This is a genomic window from Pseudalkalibacillus sp. Hm43, assembly GCF_054170705.1.
Genome location: NZ_CM135129.1, coordinates 3,471,205 through 3,486,589, shown reverse-complemented (window position 1 = coordinate 3,486,589; position 15,385 = coordinate 3,471,205). Strand labels below are relative to the sequence as shown.

At 44.3% G+C, this 15,385-nt stretch carries 14 protein-coding genes; 1 reads left to right on the top strand and 13 read right to left on the bottom strand.

Annotation, left to right across the window (positions count from 1 at the left end; translation table 11 throughout):
* Positions 1–252 precede the first annotated feature (252 nt).
* The 7 genes from pnpS to ACXQIQ_RS18075 form a co-directional block, all read right to left on the bottom strand.
* Complete coding sequence (gene pnpS / locus ACXQIQ_RS18105) at positions 253–1,977, bottom strand: two-component system histidine kinase PnpS (protein ID WP_439300987.1); 1,725 nt, start codon at positions 1,975–1,977, stop codon at positions 253–255.
* Between the two features lies 1 nt (position 1,978).
* Complete coding sequence (locus ACXQIQ_RS18100) at positions 1,979–2,689, bottom strand: response regulator transcription factor (protein WP_439300988.1); 711 nt, start codon at positions 2,687–2,689, stop codon at positions 1,979–1,981.
* A gap of 114 nt (positions 2,690–2,803) precedes the next feature.
* A complete protein-coding gene (locus ACXQIQ_RS18095; RefSeq protein ID WP_439300989.1) occupies positions 2,804–3,280 on the bottom strand; it encodes a MaoC/PaaZ C-terminal domain-containing protein in 477 nt (158 codons plus the stop codon).
* A gap of 266 nt (positions 3,281–3,546) precedes the next feature.
* A complete protein-coding gene (gene mdh, locus ACXQIQ_RS18090) occupies positions 3,547–4,485 on the bottom strand; it encodes a malate dehydrogenase (RefSeq protein ID WP_439300990.1) in 939 nt (312 codons plus the stop codon).
* Between the two features lie 13 nt (positions 4,486–4,498).
* A complete protein-coding gene (icd, locus tag ACXQIQ_RS18085; protein WP_458025666.1) occupies positions 4,499–5,770 on the bottom strand; it encodes an NADP-dependent isocitrate dehydrogenase in 1,272 nt (423 codons plus the stop codon).
* Between the two features lie 141 nt (positions 5,771–5,911).
* Positions 5,912–7,027, bottom strand: coding sequence for a citrate synthase (citZ, locus tag ACXQIQ_RS18080; RefSeq protein WP_439300992.1), 1,116 nt, complete (start codon positions 7,025–7,027; stop codon positions 5,912–5,914).
* Between the two features lie 256 nt (positions 7,028–7,283).
* Positions 7,284–7,745 (bottom strand): DUF441 domain-containing protein, encoded by a 462-nt coding sequence (locus ACXQIQ_RS18075; RefSeq protein WP_439300993.1) that lies wholly within the window; start codon positions 7,743–7,745, stop codon positions 7,284–7,286.
* 193 nt (positions 7,746–7,938) lie between these two features.
* Here ACXQIQ_RS18075 and ytvI point away from each other — a divergent pair, with 193 nt between their 5' ends.
* A complete protein-coding gene (gene ytvI / locus ACXQIQ_RS18070; protein ID WP_439300994.1) occupies positions 7,939–9,057 on the top strand; it encodes a sporulation integral membrane protein YtvI in 1,119 nt (372 codons plus the stop codon).
* Positions 9,058–9,447: 390 nt separating this feature from the next.
* Here ytvI and ACXQIQ_RS18065 read toward each other — a convergent pair whose 3' ends face one another.
* From ACXQIQ_RS18065 to ACXQIQ_RS18040, 6 genes are all read right to left on the bottom strand, one after another.
* Positions 9,448–9,843, bottom strand: coding sequence for an FxsA family protein (locus ACXQIQ_RS18065; RefSeq protein WP_439300995.1), 396 nt, complete (start codon positions 9,841–9,843; stop codon positions 9,448–9,450).
* A gap of 36 nt (positions 9,844–9,879) precedes the next feature.
* On the bottom strand, positions 9,880–11,634 hold the full coding sequence (gene pyk / locus ACXQIQ_RS18060) for a pyruvate kinase (RefSeq protein WP_439300996.1): 1,755 nt from the start codon (positions 11,632–11,634) through the stop codon (positions 9,880–9,882).
* Between the two features lie 156 nt (positions 11,635–11,790).
* Positions 11,791–12,750, bottom strand: a complete 960-nt coding sequence (pfkA, locus tag ACXQIQ_RS18055; protein ID WP_439300997.1) for a 6-phosphofructokinase — start codon at positions 12,748–12,750, stop codon at positions 11,791–11,793.
* 114 nt (positions 12,751–12,864) lie between these two features.
* On the bottom strand, positions 12,865–13,842 hold the full coding sequence (gene accA, locus ACXQIQ_RS18050) for an acetyl-CoA carboxylase carboxyl transferase subunit alpha (protein ID WP_439300998.1): 978 nt from the start codon (positions 13,840–13,842) through the stop codon (positions 12,865–12,867).
* Entirely contained in the window at positions 13,842–14,696 is an 855-nt protein-coding gene (accD, locus tag ACXQIQ_RS18045) for an acetyl-CoA carboxylase, carboxyltransferase subunit beta (protein ID WP_439300999.1), read from the bottom strand. The genes accA and accD overlap by 1 nt, the downstream gene beginning before the upstream one ends.
* Positions 14,697–14,725: 29 nt before the next feature.
* Positions 14,726–15,367 (bottom strand): FadR/GntR family transcriptional regulator, encoded by a 642-nt coding sequence (locus tag ACXQIQ_RS18040; protein WP_439301000.1) that lies wholly within the window; start codon positions 15,365–15,367, stop codon positions 14,726–14,728.
* Positions 15,368–15,385: the final 18 nt, after the last annotated feature.

The following is a 15,385-nucleotide window of genomic DNA, read 5'->3' as shown; positions in this document are numbered from 1 at the left end:
GCCCTCATCAGTCCTGTATTTTTCATAAAGCAAATAAAATCATACTAAAAAACTTAAATATGAGTGAGATTGGCTAAAAAATGCACCCAATCTCATCTATAGTGGAATTCGGTTAAATAAACGCAAAAAAATGACGAGAGCGGTGTGTGCTCTCGTCCCATAATTAGGGGATCCTTTGAAAAGGATTTTACAATACAAACGTAGCATCCTTTTGTGAAGACCCCGTGTCATTCATGTAAAAATATCGTAAATTCATGTCGTCTTCTCTTTGGAAAAGCTCAGTTTGAAGGTCGTTCCTTCGTTCTTCTTACTTGTCACCTGGATCGTCCCTTTATGTGCTTCAACAAGATGCTTGACGATCGCCAAGCCTAGTCCGGTTCCACCGGAGTTCCGGCTTCTCGCCTTGTCGACTCGATAGAAACGTTCAAAGATCCTCGGAACCTCTTCCTCACTGATCCCGATTCCGGTATCGCGTACTTCAAGCTCGACTTCATCCCCTGCATCACGGCCGGTAATCCACACTTTACCGCCATTCGGCGTGTAGGATAGAGCGTTGTTGATCAGATTGATCAGAATCTGTTTCAACCTTGCTGCATCCCCCTCCATTTGGAGGTCTCCTGAAATCTCGACATTCATATCGATTTCTTTTTCATTGGAGCGAGATTCGAGCAACGTAGTCACATCATCGACGATGACTGCCAGATCGACATTTTGCCAATGTAACTTGAAGTTGGATTGTTCCATTTTCGTAAAATCAAGCAAATCCTGGATCAAATTTTGAAGACGATCGCTTTCTTTCCAGATGATCGTCAGGAATTTGTGCCGTAGTTCAACATTTTCCATTGCACCGTCCAACAGCGTTTCTGCGAACCCTTTTAACGATGTAACGGGTGTGCGAAGTTCATGCGAGACGTTCGCAACAAAGTCTTTCCTCATCTGCTCCAGATGTTTCAGCTCAGTAATGTCATGGAACACGAGCACAATGCCTTTGATCTTATCCTGGAACCCAAGAATCGGAACACATGTGATGTGGAAATGTTTCCGCTCGATGCCGATCGGAATGGATACTTGTTTTCGTACCGTGGCTTCTGTAAGGAACGTCTCTTCGACAAGGTCGATGACATCCTGGTTCGGCATGATGTCATAGTACAATGTCTCTTTCGGAACTTCCTTCTCTACATCAAAAATCGAACAATAGGTGCGGTTCACTAGATTGACATAGCCTAATGAATCAATCAACAGCAATCCACTATCCATGTTGTTGATGACGGTTTTCATCCGTTCTTGCTCCGCTTCACGAAGCTCTGTGATCTGTTCGAGGTTTCGGGCGAGCACATTCAAGGAGTGGTTCAGTTCACCCGTTTCCCTCAACTGATATTCGTGACTTCGAGCATTGAAATTTCCCTGTGCAAGCTCTTTGGCTACTCTCATCGCATCATCTACTGGCTTCGCAAGTTTACCAGTCAGACGGAATGTAACGTAGATCAGCAGCAGGAAGCTAAGCAAGATGGCAATCAAAATCGGAAACCAGGCACTCTGCAATTCGTTTTCATAGTCTCTTTTATCCAAGGTTATGACGAGGTAGTCCGTCGAACGGTTGTCCAACGTCATCGGCTTGACGAAATTGACCTGATCATCCCGGTTGATGCGCTGCGTGTTCTCCGTTCTATGTCGTAAGCTCTGCAGCATTCTTTCAGGTGGGTCCTGTAAAGTGGTGGCAGTAATCTTCCCACCTGCTGTAACATAGCTGAGGTTGCCATCTATACTTGTGTTGTAATTTTCAAGAATCGGTTCCAGATTTCTTTCATCAGACAGAATTGCGTAGGATACCAAGTCCAGCTGCTTTGAATAGGAGTTGAACATTTTACGTTCCATGTTGCCGATTGAAAGGTTCGCAATGGCAATCCCAAGCAAAAGGAAGATACCGCTCGTAAAGATGACGAAAGAATTCAAGATTCTTCCACGGAAGTTTTCCATTTTACTGAGGTCCGTCCAGTTTATATCCTAATCCACGGATCGTTTTGATGTAGATTGGCTTCCTGGTATTCTGTTCAATCTTTTCACGTAAGTGGCTGATATGCACATCTACGATACGGGTATCCCCGACAAAATCGTAATCCCAGATTGCATTGAGCAGTTGTTCACGGGATAAGACGCGTCCCTTGTTTTTAACGAGATAGACGAGCAATTCGAATTCCTTAGGGGTGAGATCAAGAGCTTCACCTTCGAAGAAAGCTTCATAGTTTTCAGGATAGACTTTCAAATCACCTACGACCATTGCTTCTAGATCCGATTGAGTTTGAGCGGTTGAAGCATTATACTCGCTTCTTCTCAAGATCGCTTTCACACGAGCAACCACTTCCCTTGGACTGAATGGCTTCGTCATATAGTCATCCGCACCAAGCTCAAGTCCTAACACTTTATCGAATTCATCATCTTTAGCTGTGAGCATCAAGATCGGGATCAAGTGCTGAGATTGGCGGAGGTTTTTACATACATCCAATCCGTCCATTTCCGGAAGCATCAGGTCAAGTACGATCAAATCTGGATTTTCTTCTTGTGCGAGTTTTAATCCGGATGCGCCATCCATGGCTGTCAGCACATTGAATCCAGCTTGTTCCAGGTTGAACTGTAATAGTGTGTTAATTGATTCTTCGTCTTCGATTACTAAGATCTTTTTATCTTTCATCGCTGTTTCACCCCGTGTAGGAACTATTATTCGCTTTTATTTTCACATAACCGGATTAAAAAAAAAACAAAAAAGACGGAAACGTCTCTTTTGTTACATAATCTTTACATTAAATTAAAAATTATCAAAAGTTCTTGCGGTGATGGATCTTGGTGCATAAGGCGGGCACACGTCCATTTCGCCTTCCAGGATCGTATCGTTTTCTTCGTCATAACCTTTGATGCCGACTGTAACCATGTGGTTCTCTGAATCGACGTTGGTTACTTCAAAGTTCAATGTAATTGTTGCATAATGATAGACCGGCTTTGGAAAAGACAAAGTCTGTTTCAAAATTGAGCTTCCTGGTCCGGGCAAATACTTACTTACTGCTGAAGTTACAATTCCTGTCAACATGATCTGTGGCACCACCGGTTTTTTGAATGGTGTCAGTGAAGCATAGTCATGTTGGATATATAAAGGATTGTTGTCATCCGTCAAACCAAGATATAAGAGAAGATCCTTGTCCTCGATCGTTTCTGTGATTTCGAGTTTTTCCCCAACATTGATTTCATCGATCTTTCTTCCAAGCTTTCGTTTTTTCCCTAGTAACATGTCAGTTCCCTCCTCTAGAAGTAAGCGGTTACAAATCTCTGAAAAGAAAATGCCAGATGAGTAGAAACATTCTGACATTCACGTATAAAGAAAACTTAGCGAAGCCAAGCGAAGTGCAGGCCGAGCCTTAGTTGCACTTATACTGGATTCGTAAACTTTTCAACCAGGTAGGATAATCATCCCTGATGAAAAGTTATAAAATATCCATGTATATAAGAAAGAATTCGAGAAATATTCCCGAATTCCTCCTTTTCATTGTTCCAATTTTAAGCTAAAACATTCATGACATTGCGCACGGACTCTGCAGACTTGTCTAGTTGAGCCTTTTCATCATCCGTCAACTCAAGTTCGATGATTTCTTCTAGGCCGTTTCCGCCGAGGATCGTCGGAACACCTAGACAGATTCCATTGTATCCGTACTCACCTTCCAGATAAGCGATCGATGGAAGGACGCGTCGCTGGTCTTTGAGAATCGCTTCAACCATCTCAACGAGTGAAGCAGCTGGTGCATAATAAGCACTACCATTCCCTAGTAGACCAACAATTTCTCCGCCACCTTTTCGCGTACGTTCGACAATCGCGTCAAGACGCTCTTTGCTGATGAGCTTGTCGAGCGGGATGCCTCCAGCGTTGGAGTAACGGATCAACGGTACCATATCGTCTCCATGTCCACCAAGAACGAATCCTCTGATATCTTTGACAGAAAGGTTCAATTCTTGTGCAACAAACGTACAGAAACGAGCAGTATCCAGGATTCCTGATTGACCGATTACACGGTTTTTCGGGAAACCAGATTCTTGCATTACGGTGTACGTCATCGCATCAACCGGGTTGGTCAATACGATAATCGTGCAGTCCGGAGAATGCTTCACGATTTCTTTCGTGACATTCTTCATGATTTTTGCATTGGTGTTAACGAGGTCATCACGGCTCATACCAGGCTTACGAGCGATACCAGCAGTAATCACGACAATATCGGAGTTTGCTGTATCTTCGTAATTGGAAGTACCGATGATGTTGGAGTCAAACCCTTGTACAGGACTCGCTTCCAGCATATCAAGAGCTTTCCCCTTCGTCGGATCTTCCATGTCCGGGATATCCACTAACACGACATCACCAAGTTCCTTTTGACCTGCAATGAAAGCTGTCGTAGCACCAGTGAAACCAGCACCGATTACGGAAATCTTATTACGCCTGTTTGCCATGTATGATTCCTCCTTAGCCCATATTTTTAATTAATTCGTCACCGAACTCAGAACATTTCACTACTGTAGCACCGTCCATCAGACGAGCGAAGTCATATGTTACAACCTTGCTAGCAATTGTTTTCTCCATTGCTTTCGTTACAAGTTGAGCAGCCTCTGTCCAACCAATATGCTCAAGCATCAATACGCCTGAAAGGATGACAGATGAAGGGTTCACTTTGTCAAGACCAGCATACTTAGGAGCTGTTCCGTGTGTCGCTTCAAAGATCGCGTGACCCGTTTCATAGTTGATGTTCGCTCCAGGAGCGATTCCGATTCCACCAACCTGTGCAGCAAGTGCATCAGATACGTAGTCACCGTTCAAGTTCATTGTTGCAACAACATCGAACTCTGCTGGACGTGTAAGGATTTGTTGAAGGAAGATGTCCGCGATGGAATCTTTAATGATGATTTTACCTTCAGCTTCAGCATCTGCTTGAGCTTTGTTTGCTGCATCTTTACCGTCTTTCTCAACGATGCGGTCATATTCTGCCCAAGTGAATACTTTGTCGCCGTATTCCTCTTCAGCAACTTCGTAACCCCAGTTCTTGAAAGCACCTTCAGTGAACTTCATGATGTTTCCTTTGTGGACAAGCGTTACGCTCTTTCGACCTTCAGTAAGTGCATACTCGATTGCAGCACGTACAAGACGCTTCGTACCTTCTTCAGAAACTGGCTTGATTCCGATTCCAGAAGTTTCAGGGAAACGGATTTTGTTTGCGCCCATTTCCTCTTGAAGGAATTGGATGACTTTCTTCACTTCGTCAGAACCTTTTGCATACTCGATTCCAGCGTAGATGTCTTCAGTGTTCTCACGGAAGATGACCATGTCCGTGTCTTCCGGCTTTTTAAGTGGAGAAGGAACACCAGTGAAGTAGCGCACTGGACGCAAGCAAGTGAATAGATCCAATTCTTGACGCAATGCAACGTTCAAGGAACGGATTCCTCCACCTACTGGAGTCGTCAATGGCCCTTTGATCGCTAGTATGTACTCACGAATGACATCTAGCGTTTCAGCAGGTAGCCATTCTCCTGTTTTGTCGTACGCTTTTTGACCAGCAAGGACTTCTTTCCACACAATACCCTTTTCACCGTTGTACGCTTTTTCTACAGCTGCTTCCAATACTTTAGACGCTGCTGCCCAGATATCTGGTCCGATTCCGTCTCCTTCGATGAATGGGATGATCGGATTGTTAGGTACATTCAAATTACCGTTATCTACTGTAATACGTTCTCCGTTTGCCAAGTTCATTACCTCCTGATCGAAATGTTTTTCGTTTTTATCGTATCAAAAAAGACATGGTTAACCCATGAAAGTGCATTTGGAAAGTCTTGCACGTTCATACAAGACCTTTCCAACACTTCCTATTCGCTTTGTGATTCAATGTTAGCGGTTTTCAATCGCTACATATTTTTGCATGTCCGGTCCAATGTACTCTGCACGTGGACGAATCAGACGGTTGTTGTCATATTGTTCGAGAATGTGTGCCAACCAACCGGATACACGGCTCATCGCAAAAATTGGTGTGAACAAGTCATGCTTCAACCCTAAGCTGTGGTAGACCGAAGCAGAATAGAAGTCGACGTTCGGCAATAGACCTTTTTCATTCGTCATCAACTCATCCAACTTAACGGACATTTCGTACCACTTCGTTTCACCTGTCGTGTGCGTCAACTGCTTGGACATTTCACGAAGGTGTTTTGCACGTGGGTCTCCATCTTTATACACACGGTGTCCGAAGCCCATGATCTTCTCTTTGCGCTCAAGAGCACCTTTTAAGTATTCTTCTACATTTTCTGGATCTCCGATTTCAGAGAGCATACTCATAACACGTTCATTTGCACCACCGTGAAGTGGTCCTTTCAATGCTCCGATTGCTGCTGTTACACCAGAGTACACGTCAGAAAGCGTCGCAACACATACACGAGCTGTGAAAGTAGACGCATTCAATTCATGGTCTGCGTGAAGCACCAATGCTTTGTTGAAAGCTTTCTCTGAAATTTCATCTGGCTCTTCACCGTTCAACATGTATAAGAAGTTCGCAGCATAGCTGAGATCTTCCTTCGGTTCGATGATTTCCAAGCCATCACGTAAGCGTGAAAACGCTGCAACGATACTCGCAAGTTTTGCCTGAAGACGGATCGCTTTTGTGAAATTCGCTTCCTCATTCATATCATCCGCTTCTTCATCATATAAACCTAGTGAAGAAACCGCTGTTCTTACAGCTGCCATCGGATGGATATTATCTAGCGGGAAGCTCTTGATCATGTCCAGAACTTGCTTAGGCAATGCATAGTGCTTGGACAATTCAGCCTTGAATCCATCTAGTTCCTTTTGGTTCGGTAACTTACCATACCATAATAAATATACAACCTCTTCAAAACTTGCATAATCAGCAAGATCGTCAATGTTGTAGCCTCGATAAGTCAATACACCATCAATGATGGAGCTTACCGATGAAGTTGTTGCTACAATTCCTTCTAAACCTCTCGTTGCGGTCATGGCTCTCTCTCCTTTAAAAAATGATTTTTTGTCTGTTCTCTAAATACATTAAAGTGTTGTCCCATTCAATGACGCATTTTTAGTACGCCGAGCAGACACTCACTTCAGTATCAGAAAGAAAATGCTTACAATTGTAAACACATTTATTAAGGAAGGATAAAACACATACAGTACAATTATAAACAATTTTCGAAACTTTGTGAACGCCTAAGGCTCAAAAACCTTAATATATCAACGAAATCCGACAGTAAAACCATCAAGTGATAAAATGCACCACCTTCATTACCATATACGCAATTCCTGCTCCAATCAAGGGGCCGACCGCAATTCCGTTGAATAAACTGACCGCGAGGATCGTCCCGAACACCAACGCAGTGGTAATATGAGGGTCTTCTTTCAACAAATCGATTCCGCTCGCTGCAATCAGCGCGACCGCGATTCCAGAACCGAGCGCGACCCATGCGTAGGAGGATTTCATCGCTTCTCCTAACTGTTTGAATCCGATGTCCCCTGTCGCAATCGGGACCAGAACGGCAATCGTGATGATGGTCACGCCCCAGTTGATGCCTTTCTTTTGTATGTAAGGAAAAACTTTATCGCCAAGTCCGGTCCACTTCAGCACGAGCAGGAATATGACTGCGAACAATAACGATTTGTTCTTCGCCCAAAGAGCGATCGCAAGTAGAACGAGTAAAAATAATGAGGCCTGGTTCAACATCCTTTTCTGTCTTCCTTTCTATTTTTCTTATGTAAAATGTAGTGCATTCCAGTTCCTGGTTTGGGAAAAGCTCGATTCGGCGAGACTGATAGCACAATAACGGCCGAAATCTCCATTGAATCTTATTATCTGAAAATGTAAAATAATACTATTCCAAAGGGTATCTTGCCCTTCTCGAAAGGATCGGTTGCAATTGAATCTCCATTACGTACATAGCTTTTTACGATTTTTACTAGTCGTAGCCATTGTTGTCTTATCATTCTTCGCACTCATTTATGCAGCGAAAGTCACTTATCCATTCATCATTGCATTCTTTTTAGCGTTGATCATCAACCCGCTTGTCAACCTATTGGAACGGAAAGCGAAAATGCCAAGAGGATTAGCGGTAACCATTGTCTTATTCCTCCTGATCGGAATTGTCGCTGGTTTCTTGACGCTTGTCATCAGTGAGATGATATCAGGCTTCGGCTACCTTGCAGAAGTCATACCGCAACACACTCAAATTCTCGTTCAATATGCACAGACCTATTTTACACAACAAATTCTACCTGTCTATTATGATCTTCTGGCGATGTTCAAAAATCTCGATCCTTCCCAGAGGGAGACGGTCGTCGGCAACATCCAATCCGTCGGTCAGAACATCACGGAAAATGTAAAAGATTTTGTTCAGTCCGTGTTGAGAGGTTTGCAAAACTTCCTACTTAGCTTGCCTAATGTTGTCACGGTTATGATTTTTTCCTTATTAGCGACTTTTTTCATCAGCAAGGATTGGTACCGTTTCAAAGGCTGGATTGAGAAACGCACGCCTGAACGTACGGTTGAAAGCGGACGTAGTGTGTACAATGAACTTCGTAAAGCGCTTGTCGGTTTTGTAAAAGCACAATTGACCCTCATCTCCATTACAGCTGCCATTGTGCTGGTCGGTTTACTGATATTGAGGGTTGACTACGCGATTACGATCGCAATCTTGACTGGACTCGTCGATCTCCTGCCATATTTGGGCACAGGAGCGGTATTTGTCCCTTGGATCATCTACAGCTTCATCATGGAGGAATACACACTGAGCATCGGTCTCTCGATCTTATATGGCGTTGTCATCATCCAACGACAGGTGATGGAGCCGAAGATCTTGTCCAGCAGCATTGGACTTGACCCATTAGCTACCTTAATCTCTTTGTTCGTCGGGTTCAAGTTATTCGGCTTCCTTGGACTGATCATCGGACCGGTCACTCTGGTCGTGTTCCGCGCGTTGAGCCAAGCGCACGTATTCAGTGACCTTTGGAAATTCATCACTGGGAAAAAAGCAGCATAGTAAGTTGTGTGAGAACAGGCAGACCGGTTTGCGCCGGCTGCCTGTTTTTTGTTGATTTCGGGTTCTTTGTGAGATGGAGGACTGTGTATGGTATCTATGAGTGCATGAGATCGATGAAGTCACGAGATCGTGCACTCATAGGGTTGTTTATTGTCCTTCAAATCGCTGAAATTCCATAATGGAGGACACAAAGGGCCGTTTACTGTCTTTCAAATTGCTATAAACCCAAAATGGAGGACACTAAGAGCTTTTTAGTGTCCTCCAAATCTCTATAATCCCAAAATGGAGGACACAAAGAAAGATTTGTGTCCCCAATATCTACTCTTCACAAAAGAAAAAGCTGGCCGTTCATCCCATGCATCATGGGTGGCGGGCCAGCTTTCATCCTATTTATCTTCGGATTGTAAATGTAAATTGTCCTGAGTCGATTTTCTTTTGGATGAAACGGCGCATTCCGATTTTAAAGATTGAACGCGTGTAAGGAATCAACAACAGGAAACCGACTGTATCGGTGATGAACCCTGGTGTAAGCAACAATGTTCCCCCGACCAGAATGCATACGCCATCTAAGAGGACGTCGCTCGGAACTTGCGCACTCCGTAATTGGATCTGCGCAAGTTTCAATGTTTCCATACCTTCTCTTCTTGCTAACCATGCACCGATGATCCCTGTAGCGATAATCAACAAAATCGTAACGGGAATACCAAACGTCGATCCGGACCAAATCAGAATCCCGATTTCTGCGGCAGGTATGATGATGAGTAGCAATAATAAAATACGAAACATAGCTTCGTTCCTCCAGACCAGCTTTACATCTACGAATTACAATACGCTTGTCTTTCCACTATAAACGACACCGCGGGAGCCGTCCACTGTAATGTCTTCTCCATCTTTCAGAAGTTGTGTCGCACGTTCAACACCGACAATCACTGGTACACCAAGGCTTAAGCCTACAACAGCTGCATGGCTTGTCAGTCCGCCTTCCTCAGTGATGATGGCAGAAGCTTTTTTCAATGCCGGCATCATATCACGGTCTGTTCCGATTGTAACGAGGATGTCTCCTTCTTTAACTTTCGCAATCGCGTCTTCCGCATTGTTCGCAACAACGACTTTACCAGCAACAGAGCTTTGTCCGATTCCTTGGCCCTTCGCAATGACATCGCCAACGACATGGACTTTCATCAAGTTCGTCGTTCCAGTTTCCCCAACAGGGACACCAGCTGTAATCAACACGAGATCACCGTGGTTCACAAGACCTGATTTCAAGGATGCGTCAACTGAGATGTCGAGCAATTCATCCGTAGACTTCGCTTCCTGGCTCAATTGAGGCGTGACACCCCAGACAAGAGACATTCTTCTGCAAACAGCCTCAGAGCTTGTTACTGCAATGATTGCTGCTTCTGGACGATATTTTGAAATCATGCGAGCGGTATGTCCACTTTCCGTCGGTGCAATAATTGCCGAGATATTCAAGTTATGAGCTGTATGAGAAACGGATTGGCTGATCGCATCTGTAACCGTCAATTTACTAGACTTACTGCGTGCATGAAGGATATCCGCATGGTTCATAGCCGTTTCAGCTTTCAATGCAATTTTGTGCATGGTTTGCACAGCTTCTACAGGATAAAGTCCAGCAGCTGTTTCACCTGAAAGCATGATGGCATCTGTGCCGTCAAAAATAGCGTTGGCTACATCACTTGCTTCTGCACGTGTAGGACGTGGGTTGCGTTGCATAGAGTCCAACATCTGTGTCGCAGTGATAACCGGCTTTCCTTTGTCATTACATTTGCGGATCAATTCTTTTTGTACAAGAGGAACCTCTTCAGCAGGAATTTCCACACCGAGGTCTCCACGTGCAACCATCAGTCCATCTGAAACTTCAAGGATCTCATTGATGTTGTCGACACCTTCCTGGTTTTCGATCTTCGGAATGATGTGGATGTGCTCAGCATTATGACGCTCTAGGATCTCACGGATTTCTAAAACGTCAGATGCTCTACGTACGAAAGAGGCTGCAATGAAATCAACACCTTGCTGAATACCAAACTCGATGTCACGCGCGTCTTTGTCTGTAATCCCTGGTAAGTTGACAGATACGTTCGGCACATTGACTCCTTTTTTGTTTTTCAAAGTTCCACTGTTCAGCACACGAGTTTGAAGTTGATTTGATTCAACCTTCGTCACTTCAAGTTCAATCAGTCCGTCATCCAAAAGGATTGTGGATCCGACGTGGACGTCATTCACGAGTCCAGGATACGTAACGGAAATCATGGATTCGTTCCCCATCACTTCTTCCATGGAAACAGTAAGCTCTTGTCCAGATTTGAGTTCAACTTCCCCTTTTTCCAATGTACCCGTACGGATTTCAGGACCTTTCGTATCCAAAAGGATTGCCACAGTCTTTCCTGTTTTTTGAGCAGCTTCACGGATATTCGCGATACGTGCTCCATGCTCGTCGAAGTCTCCGTGAGAGAAGTTCAAACGTGCGACATTCAAGCCAGATTCAATCAACTGCGTCAGAGTGTCGACACTCTCACTCGCAGGTCCTATTGTACAAACAATCTTGGTATTTCTCATTGTTTTCCTCCTATAAACTCAATGTATCTATCTTTCCTAAAAATTATGGACATTATGAATCCATGCCGTACTACAATTGCGATGAATACGACATGGCATCCTGTTGTAATTCATACATGTTAAATGTGCTTGCTAAAAATAAAAAACAATATCATTTTAAATAGAAAGCTCTTGTGACAGCTTATACATGTCGTTGTCGATCTTGTGTGGTTGAGCCAGGACTTCATTGATGTCATGTGCCACAAGCTTGTTACTCTGAATACCTACAGCTTTTCCTGCATCTCCAGCTAACAGCAACTGTACCGCTTTCGCTCCGAGACGGCTAGCCAATACACGGTCAAATGCAGTAGGGGAACCTCCCCGTTGGATATGACCTAGAACAGTGACTCGCGTTTCGAAGTCCGTAGCTTCTTCAATCTGGTTGGCGATATCAACACCGCTGCCAACTCCTTCTGCAACGACGATGATACTATGTTTTTTACCACGTTCTTGTCCACGAAGCAAACGATCCGTGATGTCTTCCATCTTGAAGTCTTCTTCCGGAATGAGAATCGATTCTGCTCCGCCAGCAAGACCAGACCATAGAGCGATATCACCTGCATTACGTCCCATGACCTCAATGACATACGTGCGTTCATGAGATGTTGCGGTATCACGGATTTTATCAATCGCATCAATCGCCGTGTTCAATGCCGTGTCAAAACCGATCGTGAAATCCGTACCAGGAATATCGTTATCGATTGTTCCAGGCAATGTAATCGTCGGGAATCCGTGCTCAGTCAATTTCTGAGCTCCACGATAAGAACCATCGCCTCCGATGACGACCAATCCTTCAATGCCGAATTTCTCGAGCTGTTTGACACCTTTCATCTGTCCCTCATGGGTTTTGAATTCCTCACAGCGGGCAGAGTAAAGCATCGTTCCACCACGATGGATGATATCTCCGACGGAACCAAGCTCCATCTTTTTGATTTGTCCTTCAATCAAACCTGTATATCCATGGTAGATACCATACACTTCCATACCCTGGTAAATGGCTTCACGAACCACAGCCCTGACTGCTGCGTTCATACCAGGACTGTCTCCACCACTTGTCAAAACACCAATCCGCTTCATCTCTTTCACCTCGTACGATAGTTGTGTTCTTAAAATATCATGTTCCAAAATACAACACAATAGACAAACATTCCACAGAAAAAGTGCTTTTCCACTTCTGGAAAAGCACTTTCTTTATTTGACGCCAATGGAATCGGTTTCAAATGTATATTGTCCGATTTTTTTGTATTTTTCATAACGGTGTGCCACAAGCTCTTCTTCACTCAATTTACAGAGTTCATCAAGGGATTTTTGCAAAGCTTCCTCGATATATTCAGCCTGTTTTTTCACGTCTCGGTGGGCTCCGCCTTCAACTTCTGGAATCATTTTGTCGATGATACCCATCTCGTTCAGGTCCGGTGCAGTGATTTTCATTGTGTCCGCTGCACGTTTTGCTTGACCGGAATCTTTCCACAATAAAGCAGCAGCTCCTTCAGGGGAGATGACAGAGTACCATGAATTTTCAAGCATATGGACATGGTTTCCAACACCGATCGCAAGTGCTCCACCACTCGCTCCTTCTCCGATGATGATGCATACGAGAGGAACCGTCAATCCAGCCATTTCAACTAGGTTCCGAGCGATTGCTTCACTTTGTCCCCGCTCTTCAGCTGACATTCCAGGGTAAGCACCTTTCGTGTCAAGCAAGCAAACAACAGGACGGTTGAATTTCTCTGCTTGCTTCATTAAGCGTAAGGCTTTTCTATACCCTTCCGGATGTGGCATCCCGAAGTTTCTTCGAAGGTTTTCTTTCGTATCCTTCCCTCTTTGGTGTCCGATTACGGTTACGGGTTTGCCGTGGAACTTTGCAATCCCTCCGACAATCGCCTCATCATCACCATATAGACGGTCACCGTGCAACTCAAGAAAGTCAGTGAAGAGCATGGAAATGTAATCTAGAGTCGTCGGTCTTTCCGGATGACGTGCGACTTGAACACGATCCCATGGGGTCATCTTTCCGTATACTTCCTTTTCGACCTTCGCCAAACGTTCTTCTAAACGTTCCACTTCATCACTCAGGTCGATCCCTTTCTCATCCATGAAGGACTTCAGTTCAGCAATCTTATCTCTCAATTCTTTTGCCGGGCGTTCAAACTCTAAATCTCCTACCATTACGCTTCACCTCCTTTATGAATATCCAATACGTTCGCTAATGTAGCTTTCATTTTCTTACGATGGACCACTGCATCCAGTTGTCCGTGCTTCAGCAAGAACTCCGCCGTTTGGAAGTCTTCTGGTAGTTCTTGGCGAATCGTCTGTTCGATGATACGGCGACCTGCAAATCCGATCAATGCTTTCGGTTCTGCGAAATTGTAGTCACCTACAGATGCAAAGCTCGCTGATACGCCACCTGTTGTAGGATGAGTCATGACAGATATGAACAACAAACCAGCCTCATGATGACGTCGGAGCGCAACACTTGTTTTCGCCATCTGCATCAAGCTTAGAATACCTTCCTGCATACGAGCTCCGCCGGACGCTGTGAAGATAATGAACGGCTTCCCTTCTTCCGTTGCTGCTTCAATCGCTCGAGTGATTTTTTCACCTACGACCGATCCCATGCTTCCCATTCGGAAATGTGCATCCATAACAGCAAATACGATCGGATTTCCTTCAACTTCACCGTGACCAGTCATGACCGCTTCATTCATTCCTGTTTTTTCACGGTCCTTATCAATACGATCTAGGTAATCTGGAAAATCAAGTGGGTTTTCCGTTTTCATATCTTGATTGATTTCACGGAACGTACCTTGATCGATGATGAGTTGAATTCGTTCTTGCGCTGTCATTCTGAAATGATGATCGCACGAAACACATACTTTATGTGCTTTATTGAGTTCCTTTGTGGTCATGATCGATTTACATTCAGGACACTTGGTCATGAGCCCTTCTGGAACCTCTTGTTTCATCCGATCAGAAGGTATCGTTGCATATTTTCTTTTCTTGGCAAACAAATCCTTTAACAAGTTGTTGCACCTCCATAAATCGCTAGTGACTATTGATACGAATTCTGATACCGACTTAAAGATGAAAGTGTCTCTGTTGACGCTCTTTCTTTAATCAGTGTAAAGATTTGACGATAGTCTGATAACAAATATGTTACTTCATCCTCATTGAATTGATCGTATTCGGTCAATTCCACCCATAGACGTTTGAGTAGGGAATTATGAGCTGCATCCAGGACAATCCGGAAAAAATCCCGGTCCACTACGGAATCAATGCCGGTTTGGTCGTTCTTTTCCATTTGGTAAAGAAAGTCCTCCAGCCGATCCATTTGGGCTTCTGTCCGGCGTTCTGAAGCTAATAAGACTGCGTTCTTTTCAATCATCTGCCTCGTTTCAGTCAACTCTTTCTTGACCAGTCCATCATTCAGGATAAAAGATGCGAGCACTTCCACTAGGCGATGATTACGAGCTTCTTTGATGAATGTGCCTTCGCCTCGGCGTGTTTCAATCAGACCCAACAGTTCCATAGCCCTCAACGCTTCACGCACAGAAGACCTTCCAACATTCAAACGCTCGGAAAGCTCCCGTTCAGAAGGGAGCTTATCTCCAGGCTGGAGTCGGTCTTTTTGAATGATGGCTTTTAGCTTATTTAAAATCTCCACGAACATTTTTTCGCGAGGTTTAGTTGTCATTTCATACGCCACCTACTT

Coding starts and splice junctions, on each gene's coding strand:
- ACXQIQ_RS18065 (WP_439300995.1), bottom strand. CDS start 9,843: ATGTTTCGTATTTTATTATTGCTACTCATCATCATACCTGCCGCAGAA.
- pfkA (WP_439300997.1), bottom strand. CDS start 12,750: ATGAAGCGGATTGGTGTTTTGACAAGTGGTGGAGACAGTCCTGGTATG.
- ACXQIQ_RS18100 (WP_439300988.1), bottom strand. CDS start 2,689: ATGAAAGATAAAAAGATCTTAGTAATCGAAGACGAAGAATCAATTAAC.
- pnpS (WP_439300987.1), bottom strand. CDS start 1,977: ATGGAAAACTTCCGTGGAAGAATCTTGAATTCTTTCGTCATCTTTACG.
- pyk (WP_439300996.1), bottom strand. CDS start 11,634: ATGAGAAATACCAAGATTGTTTGTACAATAGGACCTGCGAGTGAGAGT.
- citZ (WP_439300992.1), bottom strand. CDS start 7,027: ATGACCGCAACGAGAGGTTTAGAAGGAATTGTAGCAACAACTTCATCG.
- mdh (WP_439300990.1), bottom strand. CDS start 4,485: ATGGCAAACAGGCGTAATAAGATTTCCGTAATCGGTGCTGGTTTCACT.
- ACXQIQ_RS18075 (WP_439300993.1), bottom strand. CDS start 7,745: ATGTTGAACCAGGCCTCATTATTTTTACTCGTTCTACTTGCGATCGCT.
- ACXQIQ_RS18095 (WP_439300989.1), bottom strand. CDS start 3,280: ATGTTACTAGGGAAAAAACGAAAGCTTGGAAGAAAGATCGATGAAATC.
- ACXQIQ_RS18040 (WP_439301000.1), bottom strand. CDS start 15,367: ATGACAACTAAACCTCGCGAAAAAATGTTCGTGGAGATTTTAAATAAG.
- accA (WP_439300998.1), bottom strand. CDS start 13,842: ATGGTAGGAGATTTAGAGTTTGAACGCCCGGCAAAAGAATTGAGAGAT.